Here is a 21,733-nt window from a genome sequence, read left to right as displayed (position 1 = left end):
TCCAGACATGTCGCTTATAGAATAAAGGGGTGATACGAACCCCCGTCATGCCCCGAATGCGGGCTCCAGGCCGCCTGGCCTTCTGCCTGGGCATCCTCCTGGTCCTGACCATGGAGCTCGGTGTGTTCAACCTGGCCCACTGGCAGTCCATGGGGGCCGGCTCCCTGATAGGGGCCGGACAGGCCCAGGCGGATCCTGAGCTGGGACCGGGTCTGAAAGCCCTCCAGGGAGGGGGCCTGCTGGTAACGGACCCGGCCGGGGCTTGGATCCAGGTCGGCTCTCCCTCCCATCGGTCAGGGTTCATCCGGGTGGAGACGTCCAATCCGGCCGGGGGCGACAAACCAGACGAAATCCCAGAACGAATCCATGTCCGTCTGGATGCCCGGTACTCCCATCCAAGGGGGTGGGTCAGAGGTGGCAGCGGCCTGGTCGTGGACCGGCTGGACAGGACGCACTACCTGCGCAACTCGGCCCGTCCAACCCAGGAGGGGTCCTCCCTGACGGCCCTGCGCCTATGGATACAGGAACCGGAGGGATCCCGTCTGCCCATCGGGACCTTCACCCCTGACGTCCAAGTTCCCCTGAGCATCAACCCGGTCCGCCTGATTGCCATGGTGGCCCTGATCCTCATGATCGCCGCCTTCCTGCCCGGCTCCCGCCTCTGGCGGATACCGTTGGATGCAAAATCCGGGAGACAACGGCTGGCCCTGACCCTGGCCCTGACCCCCCTCCTGGCCTGGGCCGCCTGGTCCATACTGCACGAAATGGCGACCTTCGTGCCCGGCGACTTCCACCACCCCAACTCCTACGTCTATGACTTCAACCAGTACGACCATGTTGCCCAGGCCCTCCTCCAGGGCAGACCCTGGCTGAACATGGACCAGGCACCCGGCCTTGCCCAGGCGCACAACCCCTACGACATCGCCACCAGGAACGCCCTCCTGGCACAGGACCAGAAACCCATCTACTGGGACTATGTCTATTGGCAGGGGCACTGGTACTCGTACTTCGGGGTCCTCCCCGCCGTCCTGATCTTCATGCCCTATCGGGCCCTGACCTCCCTCTTCCACCCCGGCGGGTACGCCTTGTCCACGGCTGCGGCGGCCTCCTTCCTGGTGACCCTGGCCACGGTCATGACGATTCTTATGGTCATCCGCCTCCTGGCCCGTCACTTCCCGGGAATCAGTCTGGCCACGACTGCCCTGGCCCTGGTGACGATCCTGACCGGATCGAACATGGCCCATCTCTGGTGCAGGAAGAACTTCTACACGCTGCCCTTCGACGCGGCCCTCCTGACCCTGATGACCGGGCTCTGGATCTGGCTGGGAGCGCGGAGGGTCCGGGCTGAGGGGGGGCACACCCGCATGTGGACCCTGGCGGACGGGGGTACCTGGCTCCCTGATTCCCGGGATCAGGGTCGGGGTTGGCACCTGTCGAAATGGCGCATCTTCCTGGGTTCGCTCTGCGTGGCCGCCACCCTGGGATGCCGACCCACCTTCCTGGTGGCCGGGCTCCTGGCCATTCCCATATTCTCCCAGGAAATCAAGGCCATGACAGGCTCCCTCCGCCACGGTTCTGAGAAGACCGCGGACAGGGGAACCAGGCCCTCGGGTGGAACCCCGGCAGGCATATTGGGGGTCGCCCTCCTCCCCCTGCCCATCGTGGCAGCCCCACTGCTCTGGTACAACCACTGGCGGTTCGGGTCCATCCTGAACTTCGGCAACAGGTACCAGATGACCGTCGTGGACCTGACCCACTACCACCCCGATCTGGGCAGCCTGCCAGGGATCTTCGGCTACTACCTCTTCCAACCGCTGACCACCAGGACCGCATTCCCCTACCTGCAGAACTCCCCCGCGCCCTTGAGCATCTGGCATTACACCGAACCGGGCATCGGCGGCCTCCTGGTCATCGCACCGGTGATCCTGGTCTGTCTGACCCTCCTCTGCTCAGCCAGGGTGCGTCGGGACCTGAACGACCGCAACCTGTCGGGACTGGTCATCGTGCCCCTGCCTCTGGCTCTCATACTCATGGCCCTTGATTCCTATTTGGGTGGGTTCTCCGACCGGTACATGCTCGACTTCGCCTGGCTCCTGGCCCTGGTGTCGGTCCTGGTCCTGGCCACCCGTGACCGGCTCGGCCAGGGAATCCCGGACCGGCCTCAGAAGGATCCGGACGAGGGAGGCAGCAAGGCCGAGAGGGCTGTGCCAATCCTCCTGGTCCTGTCCTGCCTGGTATCGGTGGTCCTCATGGTGGGATATGCCCTGGTCCTCTTCTCCCACTTCGAGACCTCGCTGTTCACCACCATCGAGGTCTGGTTCACCCTCCTGTAAACAACCGAGGGACATCAGGCTCGGCAACCGGCATCGACAGTGCGCGGACCAAACCGGATCGGAACGGCGAAAGCCGGGCCAGCAGCAATGAAGAGGGTCGGCGCCCACCATCCGAACAGTGGACGCCGACCCTTGCCGAATCGTCGGGAAATCAGCCCGGCAAGACCGTTGCCTTACTCATGGCCCTTGGATGCCCCGATCAGCCCCTTCTGCTCAAGCGCCTGCTGATAGTCGGTTATCATGTCGGCAACCACGCGGCGTCCGTCCCCACCCGAGATGGTGATGACCGAGACCAGCGGCATGCTGTCGAAGAGCTTGGCCGTGTTGGGATCGTTGGGCATGGGGACCTTGCCCCCCTCGACATGGGACTTCATGATCGGCCCGCCGATGGGGTCCTCCCGCCATTCCTCCATGGTGGAGTCCGTGTTGAGCCTGATGAAGAGCCCGTCCCCGTCCAGGTCCACGTCCAGCCTGGCCACCAGGTCCCGGGAGGAGGTACCGACCTCGATCCCGTAGGTGCCGGCCTCGACGTGCCACCCGTCCATGGCGGTCGACCAGTAGGCGAAGTCACGCTGGTCCAGGTCCATCCTGACCTCCCGGGACTGACCGGCCTTGAGGAAGACCTTGGCAAAAGCCTTGAGCTCATGCGAAGGACGACCCACCTTGGAGGCGCAGGGAGCCACATAGACCTGAACGGTCTGGGCCCCGTCGACACGGGAGGTGTTGGCCACGGTCATGCTGACCTGTACGGCGTTGGGGCCGGTCTTCTCCAGGCGCACATCCGAAATCTCGAAGGTCGAGTAGGACAGACCGAAACCGAAGGGGAAGGCGACCCGCCTCTTGAAGGTGTCGTAGTAGCGGTAACCCACATAGACACCTTCACCGTAGCGGGAGTGCCCCTCCTCGCCCGGGAAGGAGGTGATCGTGGGGTTGTCCTCCAGGTGCTCGGGAATGGTCTCGGGCAGTCTGCCGGAGGGGTTGGCCTGGCCGGTCAGGATGTCGACGACGGCCTGGCCTCCGGCCTGGCCCAGGAGCCAGGACTCCAGAACGGCCTTGGCCTGGGGGATCCAGTCCGTCACGGAGACCACGGATCCATTGGATAGGACCACGATCACCTGGTCGTTGGCCTGGCCGACCGCCTTGAGGAGGTCGAGCTGCTTTGCGGGCAGGTCCATGCTGGTCCGGTCGAACCCTTCGGACTCCGCATCCTCGGGCAGACCGAGGAAGAGAACCACCTTGTCGGCACCGGTGGCGGCCTTGAGGGCCTGATCGGTCAGCGCGGCATCCTGGGGGGCGTCGTCCAGGGTGAACCCGGGAGCGAAGTCCACATCCATGCCGGTCTCCTTGAAGGAGTCCAGGGCCGTGGTGACCTTGGTGGGGGTGATGTGGGAGGAGCCACCACCCTGGTAGCGCGGGGTCCGCGCGAATTCACCGATCAGGGCGATCTTCTCGCCAGCCGAGAGGGGAAGGACCCCGTCCTCGTTCTTGAGCATGACGATGGATTCCTGGGCGGCCTGACGGGCCACCTGGTTGTGGGCCCCCACATCATAGCGGTAGCCCTTCTGCGACATGGCCGGACGTGCTTTCGCGATCAGGTCCAGGACCCCCTGGGCCATCCTGTCCAGCTGGTCCTTGTCCAGGTTCCCCGCCTGGACGGCCTGAACCACCTCCTGGTCGCTGTCGGAGGGAGGCATCTCCAGATTCAGTCCGGCCCGCAGGGCGGCAGCCCTGTCGTGGACAGCACCCCAATCCGACATGACCAGTCCCTCATACCCCCACTCACCGCGCAGCACGTCGGTCAGAAGCCAGCGGTTCTCCGACCCATAGACCCCGTTGAGCTTGTTGTATGCGCACATGATGGTCCAGGGCTTGGCATGCTTGACCACATACTCGAAGGCAGGCAGGTAGATCTCTCGCAGGGTGCGCTGGTCGACGTCCGAGCTGACCCTGAGCCGGTCGGTCTCCTGGTTGTTGGCGGCGAAGTGCTTCAGGGAGGTGCCCACCCCCTTGGACTGGACCCCCTCGACCAGACCGGCGGCCTGGTGCCCGGCCAGGACCGGATCCTCCGAGTAGTACTCGAAGTTGCGGCCACCCAGGGGGCTGCGCTTGATGTTGATGCCAGGCCCCAGGATGACGGCAACCTCTTCCTGGATGCACTCCTCGCCCATGGCCTGGCCCACCCGGTAGGTCAGGTCCGGATTCCAGGAGGAGGCCAGTCCGGCGGTCGGCGGGAAGCAGGTGGCGGGAACCGATCCGTAGACGTCCGACCCGGTTGCCTTGCGCAGTCCGTAAGGGCCGTCGGTGATCATGTACCCCTCGTAGCCCTGTTCTGGCACCCCCTGCAGGTGCCAGGAATCCGACCCCGAGGTCAGGGACGCCTCCTGCCTGAGGTCCAACTCGTCGGCCTTGATGTTTCTGTTTTGACTCATGGTATGTAATTCCTTCCTGTTATGGAAAAACATGACGCAAGCGGAACCCTTCACGGATTCAAGCTGCTTCGGTTACTTGACCTTGCGAATCATCATGATGAAGAAGGTCCCGACCAACAGGCAGACGATGGCCACGGGGAAAACCATCCGGTAGCCTCCGAACATGCCGATGACCAGGGTGGTGCAACCAGGGGCCAGGACCTGGCCGATCGTGTTGGCCAGGTTGAGGATGCCCAGGTCTTTGCCGGCCTCCTCGGCATTTGGCAGTACGTCGACATTCAGAGCCTGATCCACGGACATGTAGCAACCGTTGCCGATACCCGCCAAGGCCGCATAAATGAACATGCCTGTTGGGTTGGGCATGAAGAAGGGGAAGACCATACCGACGGCGATCACCACACAGCTGACCGCCACGATGATCTTCCTCCTCTGAAGAAAGTCGGACAGTGGTCCTGACACGACAGCCGCCAATATGGTTGTGACCACGGAGATGAGAGCCATGACCTGGAGTGTGGAGGCAGCTGCGGAATCACTCAGATGACAGTACTTCTGCAGGATGTACAACTGGTATCCCGAAATCATGAAGCATCCGATGACAAAGGTGAACCGTCCCAGCAGGGCGAGATAGAAATCGCGAGCGTTCCTGGTCGGCGGAACGAAGGACCTCCCTACATCAGCCCAGGTACGCTCCACAACGGTATTGGCAGCCGAGCGCTCCCGGGGCCAGATCAGTACGGTCAGGATCCCCGAGAAGAGGAAGATGACCATGCCCACCAGCAGGCCCGCCTGGATTTTGTTGATGAAGAAGCTGCCGATGATGGTACCGAGCTGTTGGCCCACGATCATGCTGGCACCGTACAGCGCAGAATAGGTGCCTCTGATGGCCTCGGGAATCCTGTCCGAGAGGACAGCAACTGCGGGCGCAATCAGACAGTTGATGCCCACCTGGACGATGCACCATCCGAAGATGATCATGAACAGGGTGTGGGACTGCGTGACGACCAGGAATCCAACCGCCCCGATGATTCCACCCAGGACGATCCACGGCGTCCGTTTGCCGATCCGGAATCGTGACATGTCTGACAGGGCGCCAAAAACGATATTGGCCACCAGAGCGAAGACACAGCCGATGGAGTTCATCGTACCCAGGGCCGTTTCTGCGCTCACCCCATGCAGGGAGTTGAAGATCTGCGGCAGCAGAACACCGGAGCCCATCGTGAATGGGGCCGCCCACAGGAGGGAGACCATGATGAAGCCGACGGCAAAACGCACCTTTTCCGTCGTGTTCAAACGGCGTCCGCTGTCGGGGGCGAGGGAAACATCCATCGTCGGGGATGTCACGGCACCTGAGGCCTCCCCGGCCGTGGCCATGACAGCGATATCCTCATCCATCCGAGAACCGACACCATGCTGTGCCTGACTCTTGTGTTCATCATTTTCCATCTTCTACCCTCCTTGGTAGTGCAACCCTGCAGACTATGGCCCCATTGAGCCGAATCAACTTCCTTCCCTTCGAAAACCAAACACCAAAACCCACTTTATCCGTAATCGGCAGTGATTTCGGGGCGATTATCATATCAAATCGTTCACAGCAGAAAGTAACGCACTGACCTTGTGTTGGAATTCCGGGAGTTCGGGCAGGAGTGACAATGCAAGATACCCGTTGGTCGGCATGTCGAAGAAGTATCCCGGTTGTCCTGTGAGCCCATACCGACGAATCAGATGAACGACCAGATCATCCTCCTCGATCACGGCCGGAAATCTCAGGAGGGTATTCCATCCGGCCTCGGCCCGCAGACAGGAGACGCAGGCGCTCTCCTCTGCCAGCATCGTCTTGAGGACGGTCAGATTCTCTCGTATCCTGGCAGCGACCCTGGCTGTCTGTCCGGGCACTTCCTGAAGCATGGAGGAAATGCCATCTGCGATGATCTGACTCATGGGCAGGTAATCGTCGGCAATCAGATCCAGACGTCGTCTGGCCTCAAGGACCTGGGGGGCGGGCCCGGAGACCTGGATCCAGCCAACCTTTGCCTGAGGTGCGGCAAGGATCTTGGAAAAACCATCCAGACCGAAGGTCAACACCTCATTGTCACCTGCCAACCTCTTCCTACCCGGTAGCGGGTCCAGCGGATAATCGAAGAATACCTCATCGGCGATGATGGCGATATCGTGCCTTGCGCAGAGATCCATCACCTCCTGCCGCTCCACAGGATGCAGATAGGATCCGGTGGGATTATTGGGATTAATCAGGACCAGAGCACGGATCCTGTCTGCTTCCGGCTCTTCGAGGGCCTCCCGGATGGTCGCCAGATCCAGGAACCAGGAACCGTCATACTCCAATCCATAGGGAAAAGCACGGACTGATTCCAGACCGGCGATGGACTCGATCAGAGGATAGCCAGGGCGGGGTTCCAGAATGATGTCACCTGGATCACACAGCAGCTTCATCAACCATGAGTAGGCCTGTGAGGTGGACGAGAGTAAGTAGAGATCATCAGGGCCCACAAGGGCCGACGACCCTCCTGCACGGTTGCGCTCCGTCAGGAAGGCGGCCAAAGACCGTCGGGCCTGGATGGGGCCTTGCGGTTCGGCACCATAGATACCAGGCAGAGATTCCGGCCCCAATCCGAATCTGGTCGGATTGGAGTCGTTCAATCTTCCTAACCTGATTCCCCGGTCCAGGGCCTCTGCCTGGGCTCGGGCTATACGGTTGGGCTGTTCGGAACCGATACGATGGGAAAACATCCTGCCCTCCTGTTCGGATTCCTGGCCGTACCCGGTTCAATGCCCATGCGCCAAGGACCGGTTCAGACTCACCCGAGGTGCTTCTGCTGGAGGTCGGCCTGGTAGGCAGCGCCGACGATGCCGGCCTGGTTGCGCAGCTTGGCGGCCACGATGGGGGTATCGATCTTGATGTGGGGCAGGAACTTCTCGCTCATCCTGCTCACGCCACCACCCACGACGAAGAAGTCGGGACTGAAATAATGCTCGAGCAGCCGGTAGTACTTGGTCAGGCGACCGGCCCACTTCTTGTAGCTGAGCTTCTTCCGGTCACGGACCGAGGAGGCGGCATACTTCTCGGCGTCCTTTCCGTCCAGGATCAGGTGGCCCAGCTCACTGTTGGGAATGAGCACCCCGTTGTAGATGAGGGCCGTACCGATACCGGTGCCCAGGGTGGTGGCGATGACCAGTCCCTTCTGCCCCTTGGCTGCACCGTACTGGACCTCTGCCAGTCCGGCCGCATCCGCGTCGTTGACCACGCTGACGGGCCTTCCGCAGGCATCGGAAAGAACGTCCTGAACGTTGGTCCCCACCCAGGCCTGGTCCAGGTTGGCCATGAAACTCAGGGGCCGGTCGGGCTTGACCGGGGCCGGGAAGGCCACGCCCACGGGAACATCATCGGAAACCTCGAACCGGTCGAGGAGCTGCTTGACCACGGCGCCCACCGCCTCGGGGGTGGAATGCTCGGGAGTGAGGATTTTCTTCCGGGGCTCGGCAAAGTCGCCGATGGTCAGATCGACCGGGGCAGCCTTGATGCCGGATCCACCGATATCCACTCCAAAAGCCTGCGCTGTATCAATCATTGCTGCTCCTTCGGTGCTGACTACATAGTTGATGACGAACCGGCACGTAGGAATTGTACCCCATGGCATGGCCGGATTCTCCCTGATTCGACCGGGTCGGTCAGGAAGGCGGAGGCTGGTGGGCAGGACCACCGGCCCTCGTCTACTCGTCTTGTTCATCCACGGGTGGGATAATGACACCATGACCGAACATACCCAACTCATCGACGCACTGAATGTGCGCATCACCACCCGTCACTACGACCCCTCCCCCATGGCCCCTGGCACCATCCGCCAGCTCTCCAGCACTCTGAACGCCATCAATATGCTGAGCGGATTGGACATCCAGCTGGTAACCGGGAAACCTGATGTTTTCGAGGCCGGCAACACGTCGGGTCACCTGTCCAATGCGGCCAACTACCTGGCCCTGGTTGGCCCCAAGGATGACCCGGAAAGTATGGAAAAAGCCGGCTTCTATGGCCAACGCCTGGTCCTGACCGCCACCCTGTACGGACTGGGGACCGGTTGGGTGGCCGGCAGTTGGAACAGGGAGGCCGCCCAAAGGCACTGTCGCGTCACGCCAAGCCAGGCCCTATATCTGGGCATCACCATCGGCTACTCTGCTTCAGAGGCCAACTACGGCAACCAGGAATTCGACCAGCTCTGCCGGCGTCAGGCAGAGCACAGGCCGTCCAAATCCTATGACGAACTGACCGCCCCCATGAGCGAGGACGACAGGGAGGCGGCCCCCGACTGGTTCAAGGCCGGGTTAGCCGCGGCAGCCAAGGCCCCCTCGGCCATGAACGGCCAGCCCGTCCTCTTCACCTTGGACCGGAAGACCGGCGATGCCGCCGCCAGCCTGGACAAGAACTCGGAGACGGGCTCCATCATCGACCTGGGCATCGCCAAGATGAACTTCCAGATCGGCGCCGGAGGCGGGACCTGGGTCTGGGGCGACGGAGGCCACTTCATCAGGTCCTGATCCTCCCGGCTCCACGCCCCGGATTGGAAGCCCTGGTAAGGGGCTCGTGTAGGGTGATGAACCATGACCAATGGCGCATTTTCAACAAGAATCGAACATCACCAGAACCCCCCGAGGAGGGTGACCCTTTTCCTGACCCGTCACGGCAGGACCACAGCCAACCGCATGCACCTGATGCAGGGCTGGTCCGACTTCCCACTGACCGGGGAAGGCAGGGAGGACGTCCGACAATTCGGCCGGGGTCTTCGGGGTATCCGCTTCGTTTCCGCCTGGTGCGGCAACCTGACCCGTCAGTATGACACCGCCCGTGAGGCCCTTGACGCTTCAGGACAGGGGGATCTCCCCATCCAAGTGGATCCCGATCTGCGTGAGGACAACTTCGGCAGCTTTGAGGGCCGTGACGAGGCCGAGACCATCAAGGCCGTCTGCTCCCATATGGGTTATGAGAACCATGACCAGGTGCGTCAGGCCACAGGCCGGTTGATTTCCGCCGCCATGCAGGACGCCTTCCATGAATTGGACCTGGAGAACCCCTTGGGCACCGACCTGGCCTCCGAGGACCGGGCCGAAACCACCGAACAGGTTCGTGTTCGCATGATGAGGGTCCTGACCAAGATCGCCGAAAACGCCGTCACCCTTGGTGGCGGAGAGGTGCTGGTGGTCAGCTCCGGCATGTGCCTCCAACAGTTCCTGGTCACCATGGGCGATGATATCGACGTCCCGGACATGGACAACACCGCGGTCACCAAGGTCACCTATGCCGATGGCAGGTTCAGCCTGGACGGCCCACTGGCCTCCATGGAGTACTTCCTTGCCGGAGCCGAGCGCTAGTCCTTGGGCTTCGAGCCGAATAAACCAAGGGACCGCCCCGCCGAAGCCACCGGAGATGATGATCGGCAGGGCGGTCCGCCATGTATGGGGATAATTCAGTTTTTCAAGGGTGCCATGGGCTTCCAGTCGGAATCATGGAGGAGCTTGCGGGAATCCACCCACCCCTGGATGATCTTGGGGATTCCCGTCATGATATGTCCACGGTCCACGGCCAGGAGTCGGATGATCTCCTTGGCGGCAGTGGCCAGGGTGCCCAGGGCGAAGACCAGGGGGCGGTAATCCCCGTGGGCCATAAAGTACCGGGCCATGTAACCCCGATTGCGCATGATGTGGTATCGGTTGACATCCGAGGTGGAGTTGAGCTGCCGGATTCCGCCCATGTCCCAGTTCCCGATCTCGCGGGTTCGGCGCATGACCACGTCCTCGACCTCGACGGCCCTGGTCACCTTGCTGGCCAGGTACCCATAGATCGTATCGTCCCAGTAGATGAAGAACCTGGGATCGGGCAGGCCTATCTTCTCCACCACCTGACGCGAAAAGAAGCCCCCCTCGAAGCACATGGTGTTCATGGGCCTGAAACCGGAGGAATCGAACGCGGAGGGGGCCACGGGATCCGGGATGCCCATGGGGACGATGAAATGATACTGCCAGTAGAAGGGGCCTCCATCGTAGTCCAGGCGCGATCCCTGGATGACCTGGAAGCGGTCGGTCCACTTGGCAAGCAGCTCAAGCCCCCGGGGCTCCACGGCCACATCGTCGTCCATGACCCAGAACCACCGGGCACCCAGCTGGTAGGCCTTGCCCACTCCGGCCGAGTACCCGCCGGCCCCGCCACCGTTGGTCTCCTGGGGGGCGTAGACGACACGATGTTCCTGACCGTCTCCGTCCACGACCGTGGTACCCCAGAGTCCGTCCACCTTATCGGAAAACTCGCTGACCAGCCGACGGGTCTGCTCCGAGTTTTCATTATCAACCACGACAATCCGCCAGGGGGCGACGGTCAGGTTGAGGATGGACCCAAGGAGGTTGGCCAGGAGCTCCTGCCGCTTGTAGGTCACGATGACCATGGCGGCCTTGTCTATCGATCGTTTCATGTCTCCATTGTGACACCCCGCCTGCCCGAGGAGCGAACCCACTCGGAACTTGCACAGGATGCATGCCCGGGCCGGGTCATCCAGGCAATTTCAGGTCATATGATCGCTGGACGAGTTGCAGAGGACGGTGGTCAGGGTGGCCACAATCAGGAGGACAGCCGTCACCACGAGGAAGGGAAGGACCGGCACAGGGGTCAGGAAGGCCGACATTCCTGACCGCGTGAAGCCCAGAGCCAGGCAACCCTCTACCATGGCAACCGCCAAAAGGGCCATCACCGCCCCACCAACCACATCGGTCAGGGTCTCCATGACCGCCGACCAGACTATGGAGGCCCGAGAAACCCCGTTCTGATGGAGCCGACGATTCCGACCTCGTCGTTCCCCCGCCGCGATGGCGATGGATTGCATCATGAAGATCAAGGCGAGAACCGTTCCTCCGACCACCATGACGGTCAGGGCCACCTGCCCGGTAAGACCACGTTGAATGAAGTCATCAATGTACTCCTGTCTGGTCTGCACCTTGAGTCCGTCCATGTTCTCATTACGCAGACGGGAGACGATGCGGTCCTTTCCGGCACGGTCTGAAGCAAGGATGGGCATCATCACGATTCCGTCTTCCCCAAGTCTGGGCAGGGCATCATCAACCGTCAGGAACAGTGGGGTGGAACTGAGCGGCGTCAGCTCGGGAATTCCCTGGGGAGGCTGCACCACAGCCACAATCCGGGCCTCATGCTCCCGGTCTTGACGGTCAAGGAGACGGACCCTGTCCCCCAGGGAATACCCTGAATCCTCGCTGACCGCGATCCGGCCCGGCCCCAGGTCGGACAGATTCCCCAAAACCTGAGTGAAACGGCTGATATCAGAATTCCTTTCCTGTGTCTGTTCGGAGGATTCCCAGACCACGATGGCGGATTGGTCTTCCGATCCACCCAACATCCAGTTCTGGAAATAGTAGGTGTTCGATGCCCGGACTCCCGCCATCCCCCTGATCAGGTCCGTCGGATCCTGATATCCATCACCCGCCTTGGTCGAGGAAACGATGACATCCGCCTTCAGCGGCTCCAGTTGCAGGACCGCACCCCCTATGGAACCTGCCTGCATGACTGCGACGAAGGAGATGAGAATGGTCAGAATCATCATGGCCGGCAGGGCGATGGCGGTCGAACCGGCACTCTCCCTGCGGGCGCGTTGACGGGCCAGAAGACCCGGACCTCCGGCGACCTTCGCAGGGATCAGGCCGATGATCGAGACGGACAGCGCCACCAGGAAGGGGGCACCCAGGTAGACCGTGGTGATGACCAGGATAACCTCCAGCATGCTCCGCATGTCCAGGGTCAGGGAGGGCAGGGGGGCGAACCCGACCACCAGTGTCAGGGCCAGAAGAACCAGGAAGGCCAGGGAGCGGATCCAGCCAATCCGACCGCCCCTGACCGTGGCCTCCTGCATCAGTTGGAGCGGGGAGGCCTTGGCCACCTTGCGCATGGCCATCCAGACACCCAGGAGACAGGTGCCCATCATCAGGATGAGGGTCTCCACCCCCACGGAGAATCGGATCCTCGGGGTAAAGACCATCCCCGCCTTGTCGAATTCCACAGAACCGGCATAGAACCGCCCGACAGGAAGGGTCAGGAGGGATCCGACCAGGCAACCCAGCAGGTTCGACACAGCCAGGGGGGCCGAGAACTCCAGAAGCCCCAAGGCTGTGATCCTTGAGCGGGAAGCGCCGTTCAACCGCATCATCCCGTACTCACGTCTCCGTTCCTGGACCAGGAAGGAAACCGAAGAGAGGACCAGGAAGACCGAAACCAGCAGGCAGCATGCGAGCGCCGGGATGGTCACAATGGAAATGCCCCGATAGGGAACCCGGGACAGGTACCGGTGGTAGGTGTTCAATCCGGTCAGATCACCCATGCCGTCCTCCGCCTTCCCGGCCCGATAGACCTGCATGGTCGACGAGGTCAGGAGCGATGCCAGGAAGGTGGTCAGGCCCATGACCAGGTAGGAAGACCGGTGTTCCCTGACCAGGGACCGCACCAGGGAAAAGAAGGTCGGTCCGCCACCCGAGGAGCGGCCATGAATCGACGCGTGTCCACCCCCTCCGGACAGGAAGGCTCCGGAAGGGACGTCATGCCGGAAACCGCCAAACGGCTCGTCATGTCCGGCTTGGGGGCCTGCACTTGTCGGTCTCATCCTGTCACCACCTCATCCGTCAGTGTCATTCCGGTCAGGTGTGTGGCAATCTCTTCGGCCGTATACCCCTGGCAGACCGAGTGGACGGCGCCATCGACCAGGAAAACCACCCGCTGGGCCCGGGCGGCCACGTTGGGATCATGGGTCACCATGAGCACCGTTGCCCCCTCCTCCGCGATGGTCGAAAAGGCATCAAGGACCATCCCGGAACTTCGCGTATCCAATGCTCCGGTGGGTTCGTCGGCGAAGACCATGTCCGGTTGAAGGGCCAATGCCCTGGCAATGGCCACACGCTGCCGCTGGCCGCCGGATATGTCGGCGGGATACTGCCCTGCATACCCATCCAGGCCCAGGACCCGCAAGGCCTCCAGGGCCCGGGCGGAACCAATCCCCCGGCCACCGAAGAGCTGTGGCAGCATGACGTTCTGCAGGCAGGTGAAAGCCTCGACCAGGTTGTAGTCCTGGAAGATGAACCCGATATGGTCACGCCGCATCCGGGTCAGGGCCGAGTCCTTCATTCCGGCGATATCACGGCCCGCGATCTTGACCGATCCTTCCTGGACCGGCAAGAGTCCCGAGGCGCAGTAGAGCAGGGTGGATTTCCCGGCCCCGGATGGCCCCATGACCGCCGTCCAGGACCCTGCCGGACACTGCAGGTCGATCCGGTCTATTCCCGAGCTCCCCGCCCGGTAGTGGTAGGAGACCCTTTCCATCTTCAACGGTGGTTCAAACATGATGAATGTACCTTTCATTGTCGCCGCGGATACGGCAGGTTGTCGATGATCCATTTCAGAGGCCGATGGTTGATTGCCTGTGGATTCTTCGAGCCGAACACCAGCAGAGAAGGCCGGCCATGACGAAGAGACCCAGGCAGACAACGCATTCGATACCCGGAAAGGGCAGAAACCGGCTCAGTGGATTGCCGATGCAGTACGGATCGACCAGGAGCCGGTCGATGGACCAGAAGGAGATTGCCACCACCAGGGGAACCGAAATCAGCACCAGACGGGTGTCGGTACGGCAGTGCATGGAAATCCAGATGACCAGAAGCGTGTCCGTCAGGGCCGATATGAGGCAGAGCGGGATGAACGCAGCCAGATATCCTCCCAGAGACCAGGTGAACCAGGGCAGTCTGCTCCCATCGAAAACGGGGAGGCCGTCGAGGCCATGGATCTTGGGGAGCCACATCAGGAAGGATCCCGCTGTCACCATGAGCATCATCAGGAGGGCGGCACCAACCAGGGTGACCACCTGCAGCCCGGGCAGGAGTCTACCGGTCCGTGTTGTCCATTGGGTCTGGCGAACCTTCCGGACCCGGTCCCTGGTCAGACGGGGAGCCGTGATGGCCAGGGCCGCCAGGAGGGGGACCAGATACATCGAAACACGGAAGTTGCTCTGGGTGTAGCTCAGGAGTCTGGGAGCGGCCAGACCCATGCCCGCCTTGCATTGCCCGGCCAGGTCATCGACCCGCCCCTCCACGGTTCCGGGCAGGATTACCCTTCCCTGTCCGGCCCCTCCCCCACCTGTGGATCCTTGGCCCCCCTCCCTGCCCGTCTGGTTCACGGCCGCCAGTATCAGGGTATGACGATTACACCGCAGGTACGCATCCATGGCATCATGGCAGTCGGCAAGCCGGCTGTAAGCAGGCTGGGATACTATGCGCTCCACCAATCTGCCTCTTGCGGAATCGGGGAGGGAGGGATCGGCCTGCTTCTCGCCCCGTACCGAGTCGACCAGCTCCCTGGCAGACGGGTAATCCACCACCCCCAGTTCACGGGCCTGGGGGTTAAGGGACTCCATCTCCCGGGAAACCATCGGTTCAAGTCCCCGGGCCTCCCCCTCCTTCTCGGCCATGAAGGCCCGGGTGGCCGTGGGGCCATGCTCCGCCACCTCATGCCGGGCATCCCCTGTGGGAACCTGGTCGTACATGGCCAGATTCAGACAGGCCACAAAGGCGAGGGACAGGACCAGGGTCATCCAGAAGGACGGCCCCAGAAGATGGCGCATCTCGTTTCTGACCGTCGTCCATCTCATCAGAGACACCCTCCCCAGGAAGGCGACAGCCTGCCCTCTCTTCGCGGTCCGTGCGCATCCGCACGCCCTCCTGGGTCCGCAAAGACGCAGGGGAAGTCATCCCCGAACGGGAACATGACCCATCCGCCCCGCCAGGCGGGTACCGGACCTGTGGATGCCGGGGCGGGATTGCGGAGGAATCGGTTGGCATCCCCGTCATGGACTTCGAGGGACCGGAAGACCATCATGACCTCTCATCCCCGTAGACCACCAAAAAGGCATCCTCCAGGTTAGGTGTCACGACCTGTCCCTGATCCGGAGGCCAGGGTGAGTAGATTCTGAGGCTGGTCTCCCCGCCCTCGTGTTCCTCCTCCAGAAGGGCTTGCCCTTCTTCCAGGCGGTAGCCGGTGGGGACCAGGAATATTTTTCCCTCCAGCCTGCCGCTGATCCGGCCCGGCGAAAGGTTGCAGCGGACCCTCCCATCCTTGAGCATGATGACCCGATCGGCGATGGTCTCCAGATCGGAGACGATATGGGTGGATAGGATGATGATCCGATCCTGGGCCAAAGAATGAACGAGACTACGGAAACGGACCCGCTCCCGGGGGTCGAGTCCGGCCGTCGGCTCATCGAGGACGATCAGGTCGGGGTCGTTGATCATGGTCTGGGCCAACCCCACTCGCTGGATCATGCCGCCCGAGAAGGTCTTCATCCGTTGTCCCGCCCGGTCACCCAGCCCCACCATCTCCAGGAGGTCGGCCACCAGGGGTTTGGCCTGTCTGCGTCCGATCCCCTGGAGGGCGGCGATGTAGATCAGGAATTCCGTGGCACTGTAGTCCGGATAGAACCCGAACTTCTGGGGTAGGTATCCCAGCAGGCCGCGGTAATCCTCATCCATGGCCAGGATGTCCTGCCCCTGCCATGTGATGCTGCCCGAGTCTGGATGGATCAGGGTGGCGATCATCTGCATCAGGGTGGTCTTGCCCGCGCCGTTGGGCGCCAGAAGCCCATGGACCCCCAGGTCGAAGGTCAGACTCAGATCGTCAATGACCCGATGGCCCCCGAAACTCTTCGATATATGGTCAAGGTTCAGCACGATGCCCTTTCCCCCTTCATCTTGCGGATAGGTAAACCGACCTTCATGCCATCACCGGCCTTCCAAGGTTTTCCACCCTTTTCTCCAGTCGGTCTCCGGTGCAGTATCGGTGCAGGACCACCAGGAAGACCGCCAGCAGGGTCAGGCCTGTCGCCAGACTGAGGATGGGTGGAATGGCCATCAGGTAGGGGGCGATTTCGGATCGCATCAGTTGGATGACCAGACCGGCGAGAATCCAGAGGGCGGGAACCAGGACCATTGCCGGAACGGTATGCAGGTGCCCCTCCGCCCACATCTGCAGCAGGGAGAAGAGAAAAAGGGAGGAGAAGCAGATTCCCAGAATGATCATGGTCGGCAGTCCCGGATTGGCCGTCCGCACCAGGAGGACCGTGGCCAGGGAGGAGACCATCATGCTGACCATACCGAAGAGGAACATCCTCACCGTGGCTATTTGACGGAAGGACCACCTGCAGGTCCTGATCAGGTTCAGGGTATTCAGGTTGCGCTCCTTGACCACCACCAGGAAATGCACGACCAGGAAAAGGGCCGGGGAGCAGACGAAGACCGGTACGACCAGGCCGAAGAGCCTATCGGTCCTGTTGAGCCAGTGGGTCTGACTGACCCCGCCGATGATGGCCGCCCAAATCACGATGGAGGCGATCAGACCGATGAAGACGCAGTCCCAGAGTCCGAACAGGAGGTTCCGCAACCCCAGGGAACGGATCACGCCCACCAAGGTTCTGACCAGACCTGGCCTTTTCTCCAGACCCTTCCGCCTGATCATCCTGATGGACCGTTCCCGTTGCCCGTATTCCGCTTCGTCCCACACGGGCATTCGCTCCCCTGCGGCCACCGCGCCCGTATCCGGTTCGGCATCGGCCCCCCTCATGGCCATCAGGATGGGACGTACATCCGGTTCAAAGTCGTTCATGGCCAAATTCCTTTCTCAGCCCCTCTACGAGGCGGTAATAACGCGCTTTGACCGTTCCTTCGGGTTCTCCATTCATCCGGGCTATCCGGGCGAACCCATACCCTCCGTAGAGGTGCAGACGGAAGACCTCCTGGGTCTGGATCGGGGCGACGGAGACACGGTTCTCGATCCGCCGAACCAGATCCTCATCCAGGGCCCTGTCCGACGGATCGGTCGTCTCCGCAGCGAGCGGACCCCGTGCTTCCCAGGTATTCCGGCGGAACCGTCGACGACGGGCTCGCCAGTAGTCGATCACCTTGTAGGTGGCGATGCGATGGAGCCAGGTCCTGAAGCCGGACCTGCCCGGGTCGTAATTCCCCAACGACCGCAAGGCGGCGATGAAGGTCTCCTGGGTCAGGTTCATGGTCTCCTCACGCTCGCCCACCTGGACCCGGATGTAAGCGAGGATGTCATCGTAGTACTTCCGGACCAGGTCGTCGGCCGCCCGCGAGGAACGCGTCGCCAGAATCCTGCCGATCCACTCCTCATCCTCCTGTCGGGAATCGCCAAGGTCGGGATCATCCCCGTCCGCATTTGAGAAGGAAATGGACGGTGTGGGGATGTCGAGCGATTCCCCGGGCGACCCCGGGGCGGCATCGGCTGCAGGCAGCGGGTGCTCTTCCCTCGTCTCCATGGTCCGGCCTCCTTGCGGCATCCAGCATCTTTTACCATCTACATATTCGTCAGGGAGACTGCAATGGTTGCACAGGTCCGGTCGACCTCTCCGCCGGCGTGTCACCCGCAAGGCGGGACACCCGTGTACGGTTCCTCCCTCCACGGCCCACCCGGCATGGTGCACTGCAGGCAGGAGTCTAAGGTTCGATGCCCTGCCGTTTGTTGCACCTCCCGCATTCGGCAGGCGGCATGGATCGGATGCGCCTTCATGACAGGGGTTTGACCTGCCCATGGACCGCTGCTAGATTGTAATCGTCAGTTTCAGGGAAGGTGAAAGTCCTTACTGGCGGTATCCGGTTGCGTGCCGGGAGCCCGCGACCCGCCCAGGCGGTTGATATCGGTGAGAGTCCGAAGCCAACGGTTACAGTCCGGATGGAAGAAACGAGGCCCATATGGGCATGCTTTCGCATACCGACAATCACCAGAACCAGGAAACCTCCGGGACGGAACCCTTTGACGCCCACTCCACGGCGGGCGGTGTCTCAGGTCGATGGTCGACCCGTCGCATCGCCATGTACGCCCTGTTCGTGGCCCTGACCATCGTCCTGAGTTATGTGTCCATCCCCATCTTCCCGGCCGCCCCCTTCCTGAAGTACGACCCTTCGGGAATCGTGGTCCTGATCGCCGGGTTCGCTTTCGGCCCCATGGCGGCCGCCATCGTCGGGGTCCTGGGATTCCTCCCCCATATATTCGGCAATCCCTTCGGCGCCCTGATCGCCATCATCGTGGCCCTGGCCCTGGGCCTTCCGGCCTCCCTCATCTACAAGCGGATCCACTCCCGCAAGGGCGCCGTCATCGGCATCCTGGTCGGGGCCGTGACGGGACTGGTGGCCGCACTCCTCTGCAACCTGGTCATCACCCCGATTTACGCGCACATGGGCTTCCACCAGGTCCTGGGCATGATCATCCCCGTCCTTCTGCCCTTCAACCTGCTCAAGTTCACCATCCACGGCATAATCACCTTCCTGATATACAAGCCCATCTCGAACCTGGTCAAGGACTGAAACCCAAAGGACCAGGGCAGGATTATTCCCTTTGGAAATGGACAAGTTGTGAGCGAAGGTGCGATGAAAGCCGCTGACGGCAGAGAACCCCTGGCCGTCCTGGACAGGGTCTCCTTCAGCTATGACCAGGGCAGGACGTGGGCCCTTGACGAGGTCAGCCTGACGATCCGGCGCGGTCAGCAGACCTGCATCATCGGTGCCAACGGGTCGGGCAAGTCCACCCTGGCCCGGCTCCTGAGCGGGAGCCTGGCTCCGGATCGTGGGCGCATCGAACTGATGGGGCGGGTGGTCTTCGACTCGGCACGGCCGCCCGGTCAACGGGTTGATACCGAAGCCTACCGCCAGGCCAGGGAACACATTGGCATGGTCTTCCAAAGTCCGGAGGACCAGATAGTAACCACCGTCACCGAGGATGATGTGGCCTTTGGACCGGAGAATCGGGGTATGTCCCGGCCCTGCATGCAGGCGGCCGTCAGCCAGGCCCTGCGGTATGTGAATCTGGCCGGTCGTCGCAGATCCGACCCGACCAGGATGTCGGGAGGCCAGCAGCAACGGGTTGCCATCGCCGGGGCCCTGGCCATGCACCCGGACATGATGGTCATGGACGAGCCCGGTGCCATGCTGGATTCTGCAGGGCGCCGGAAAATTGCCACGATCATGGCCGACATGGCCGCCCATGGTAAGGCGGTGGTCAATATCACCCACCTCCTGGACGAAGCCAGGGCCGCCGATAGGGTGATTGTGCTCGACCGGGGCAGAATCGTCACCGTCGGGTCGCCGGAGGAGTCGCTGTCCCGCTTGCAGGAGGAACTGCACGGGGATATGTTCGATGCCGACATGCCTGTATCACATGGCGATGCCCCCAGGTCCGGTACCCCCGACACCTGGACGGATGCATCCGACAGTGGTCGGACCGGTTCCCCAGGCGGGGAGGAAGCGGCCGTAACAGCCAAGAACCTGTCTTTCAGCTTCGATAAGAAGCACCGTAACGTGGTTGACCACCTCGACCTCAGCCTGGAAGAGGGAAAGACCCTGGCGGTTCTCGGTCCCAATGGCTCTGGCAAGTCCACCCTGGCCCGGCTGATCTGCGCCCTGGTCTCCCCCAAGGAGGGTGACCTCTCCGTGGCCGGAATCACCCTGGCCGGCGAGGGAGCGGCCACCAGTCGCCGGGTGGCCAAGGAACGGCTGCGGATGCTGCGGCACCGGGTGGGGTATGTGATGCAGAAACCCGAACACCAGCTCTTTGCCGAAACCGTCGCCCAGGACGTGGCCTACGGTCCCAGGAATCTCGGCTTCGACAAAGAGGATGTGACGCGCCGCGTCAACCGTGCCCTCTCCATGCTGGGACTGGGGGACCTGTCGGACAGGTCCCCCTTCGACCTTTCCGGAGGCCAGCAGCGCCTGGTCGCCATAGCAGGGGTCCTGGCCTCCTCTCCACGGATCCTGGTTCTGGACGAGGTCACGGCAAGCCTGGATGCCCGGGCCGCACAGACCATCGTAACCATGCTGGAAGGCCTGCACCAGCAGGGCGTGACCGTCATCCTCATCACCCACGACGAGGAGGAGGTATGCCGGCTCGCCGACCAGGCCATACTCATGGACCGGGGCCATCTGGTTTCCCGTGGCGGGGTGGATGAGGTGCTCCGGGATTACCGTGGACTTCAGACCCAGGGCGCTCCCATGGAAAGCGAAGAGACGACCGTTCCGGCTGATTCGGCGCTTTCGGCCACCGGGGGCGAAAACCAGGTGGGACGGCCCTCCCTGGTTGAGCGACTGGACCCGCGGGCCAAGATGGTCTGCTTCCTCATGCTCATGGTTACCTCCTTCTGCATCGGCACCGGACCTCAGCTGATTCTGGGCGCCCTGACCACCGTGGCCATCATCCTCGCCGCCCGGATCTCCCCCCTGAAACTGCTCAAATCGGTCAGTGGTCTCCTGGCCCTCATGGCGGTGGTCGCCCTCCTCAACCTCCTGGTGACCAGGGAGGGTACCATCCTGGCCCGATGGGGCCCCCTGATCGTCACCGACCAGGGACTCAGGACCGCCTTGGTCTACTCCTGCCGGTTCGGTCTGGTCCTCCTCCTGGGGGCCCTCCTCCTGATGACCACCACCCCGACCCGGATGACCGATGCCTTCGAATCCCTCCTCTCCCCCCTAAGCCGTCTGGGTATCCACACCAGCGAGATATCGCTGGTCCTCTCCCTGGCCCTGCGGTTCATCCCCACCCTGGTCGGTGAAATGCAGGCCATCCGGGAGGCCCAGGCGGCCAGGGGCGGCAGCGTCGAAAGCGGCAACCTGTCCAGCCGGACCCGCGCCATGGTGTCCATCGTGGTCCCGGTCTTCGCCGCCGCCCTCCGCCATGCCGACAACCTTGGACAGGCATTGGACGCCCGGGCCTACCGGGGGGGCCAGGGCCGCACACACTATCGGGAATCGCACCTGCAGGGCATCGACTATGGGTTCATGGGTCTGGTCGTGATCTACTTCGTCCTCCTTGTGGTCCTGATCGTCATCTGACCACAGGGGCCGGTGCTCCCTCTTGTCCGCAGACGT

At 62.3% G+C, this 21,733-nt stretch carries 16 protein-coding genes and 1 riboswitch; of the genes, 5 read left to right on the top strand and 11 right to left on the bottom strand.

The features are described from left to right. The first annotated feature begins 56 nt into the window (after nucleotides 1–56). Entirely contained in the window at nucleotides 57–2,333 is a 2,277-nt protein-coding gene (locus Q0K62_RS01620) for a hypothetical protein (protein WP_297316239.1), read from the top strand. 173 nt (nucleotides 2,334–2,506) lie between these two features. On the opposite strand, the gene Q0K62_RS01615 is transcribed toward Q0K62_RS01620, so the two are convergent. The 4 genes from Q0K62_RS01615 to ppgK form a co-directional block, all read right to left on the bottom strand. Beyond that, entirely contained in the window at nucleotides 2,507–4,762 is a 2,256-nt protein-coding gene (locus Q0K62_RS01615; RefSeq protein ID WP_297316238.1) for an exo-alpha-(1->6)-L-arabinopyranosidase, read from the bottom strand. Between the two features lie 72 nt (nucleotides 4,763–4,834). Continuing rightward, nucleotides 4,835–6,205 (bottom strand): MFS transporter, encoded by a 1,371-nt coding sequence (locus Q0K62_RS01610; RefSeq protein WP_297316237.1) that lies wholly within the window; start codon nucleotides 6,203–6,205, stop codon nucleotides 4,835–4,837. A gap of 129 nt (nucleotides 6,206–6,334) precedes the next feature. After that, the gene (locus Q0K62_RS01605) at nucleotides 6,335–7,507 is read right to left on the bottom strand and encodes a pyridoxal phosphate-dependent aminotransferase (RefSeq protein WP_297316236.1); all 1,173 of its coding nucleotides are present in this window, start codon (nucleotides 7,505–7,507) and stop codon (nucleotides 6,335–6,337) included. Nucleotides 7,508–7,575: 68 nt separating this feature from the next. Next, the gene (gene ppgK, locus Q0K62_RS01600; protein WP_297316235.1) at nucleotides 7,576–8,346 is read right to left on the bottom strand and encodes a polyphosphate--glucose phosphotransferase; all 771 of its coding nucleotides are present in this window, start codon (nucleotides 8,344–8,346) and stop codon (nucleotides 7,576–7,578) included. Nucleotides 8,347–8,527: 181 nt separating this feature from the next. Between ppgK and Q0K62_RS01595 the strand changes: the two genes are divergently transcribed. Continuing rightward, nucleotides 8,528–9,307, top strand: coding sequence for a nitroreductase family protein (locus Q0K62_RS01595; protein ID WP_297316234.1), 780 nt, complete (start codon nucleotides 8,528–8,530; stop codon nucleotides 9,305–9,307). 120 nt (nucleotides 9,308–9,427) lie between these two features. Next, nucleotides 9,428–10,138: a histidine phosphatase family protein gene (locus Q0K62_RS01590; protein ID WP_297316233.1), complete on the top strand. Its 711-nt coding sequence runs from the start codon at nucleotides 9,428–9,430 to the stop codon at nucleotides 10,136–10,138. A 95-nt stretch (nucleotides 10,139–10,233) separates the two neighbouring features. Here Q0K62_RS01590 and Q0K62_RS01585 read toward each other — a convergent pair whose 3' ends face one another. The 7 genes from Q0K62_RS01585 to Q0K62_RS01555 all read right to left on the bottom strand — a co-directional run bounded on the left by Q0K62_RS01585 (nucleotide 10,234) and on the right by Q0K62_RS01555 (nucleotide 18,135). After that, on the bottom strand, nucleotides 10,234–11,232 hold the full coding sequence (locus Q0K62_RS01585) for a glycosyltransferase (protein ID WP_297316232.1): 999 nt from the start codon (nucleotides 11,230–11,232) through the stop codon (nucleotides 10,234–10,236). Between the two features lie 90 nt (nucleotides 11,233–11,322). After that, the gene (locus Q0K62_RS01580) at nucleotides 11,323–13,422 is read right to left on the bottom strand and encodes an ABC transporter permease (protein WP_297316231.1); all 2,100 of its coding nucleotides are present in this window, start codon (nucleotides 13,420–13,422) and stop codon (nucleotides 11,323–11,325) included. After that, nucleotides 13,419–14,156 (bottom strand): ABC transporter ATP-binding protein, encoded by a 738-nt coding sequence (locus Q0K62_RS01575; protein WP_297316230.1) that lies wholly within the window; start codon nucleotides 14,154–14,156, stop codon nucleotides 13,419–13,421. The genes Q0K62_RS01580 and Q0K62_RS01575 overlap by 4 nt, the downstream gene beginning before the upstream one ends. 55 nt (nucleotides 14,157–14,211) lie before the next feature. After that, nucleotides 14,212–15,456 (bottom strand): hypothetical protein, encoded by a 1,245-nt coding sequence (locus Q0K62_RS01570; protein WP_297316229.1) that lies wholly within the window; start codon nucleotides 15,454–15,456, stop codon nucleotides 14,212–14,214. Between the two features lie 223 nt (nucleotides 15,457–15,679). After that, nucleotides 15,680–16,531: an ABC transporter ATP-binding protein gene (locus tag Q0K62_RS01565; RefSeq protein ID WP_297316228.1), complete on the bottom strand. Its 852-nt coding sequence runs from the start codon at nucleotides 16,529–16,531 to the stop codon at nucleotides 15,680–15,682. 43 nt (nucleotides 16,532–16,574) lie between these two features. Further along, nucleotides 16,575–17,462 carry a hypothetical protein gene (locus Q0K62_RS01560; RefSeq protein WP_297316227.1) on the bottom strand — a complete coding sequence of 296 codons (888 nt, stop codon included), beginning with the start codon at nucleotides 17,460–17,462 and terminating at the stop codon, nucleotides 16,575–16,577. After that, entirely contained in the window at nucleotides 17,449–18,135 is a 687-nt protein-coding gene (locus tag Q0K62_RS01555; protein WP_297316226.1) for a sigma-70 family RNA polymerase sigma factor, read from the bottom strand. The genes Q0K62_RS01560 and Q0K62_RS01555 overlap by 14 nt, the downstream gene beginning before the upstream one ends. Nucleotides 18,136–18,429: 294 nt before the next feature. Further along, nucleotides 18,430–18,564, top strand: a riboswitch (FMN riboswitch). Nucleotides 18,565–18,574: 10 nt separating this feature from the next. Here Q0K62_RS01555 and Q0K62_RS01550 point away from each other — a divergent pair. Beyond that, on the top strand, nucleotides 18,575–19,180 hold the full coding sequence (locus Q0K62_RS01550) for an ECF transporter S component (protein ID WP_297316225.1): 606 nt from the start codon (nucleotides 18,575–18,577) through the stop codon (nucleotides 19,178–19,180). 63 nt (nucleotides 19,181–19,243) lie between these two features. Beyond that, complete coding sequence (locus Q0K62_RS01545; protein ID WP_297316224.1) at nucleotides 19,244–21,697, top strand: energy-coupling factor transporter ATPase; 2,454 nt, start codon at nucleotides 19,244–19,246, stop codon at nucleotides 21,695–21,697. Nucleotides 21,698–21,733 lie beyond the last annotated feature (36 nt).

The sequence above is a fragment of the uncultured Bifidobacterium sp. genome, from assembly GCF_945269915.1.
GTDB lineage: Bacteria > Actinomycetota > Actinomycetes > Actinomycetales > Bifidobacteriaceae > Bombiscardovia > Bombiscardovia indica.
The sequence above is the reverse complement of the archived record's forward strand: the minus strand, read 5'-3'. Positions and strand labels throughout refer to the sequence as shown.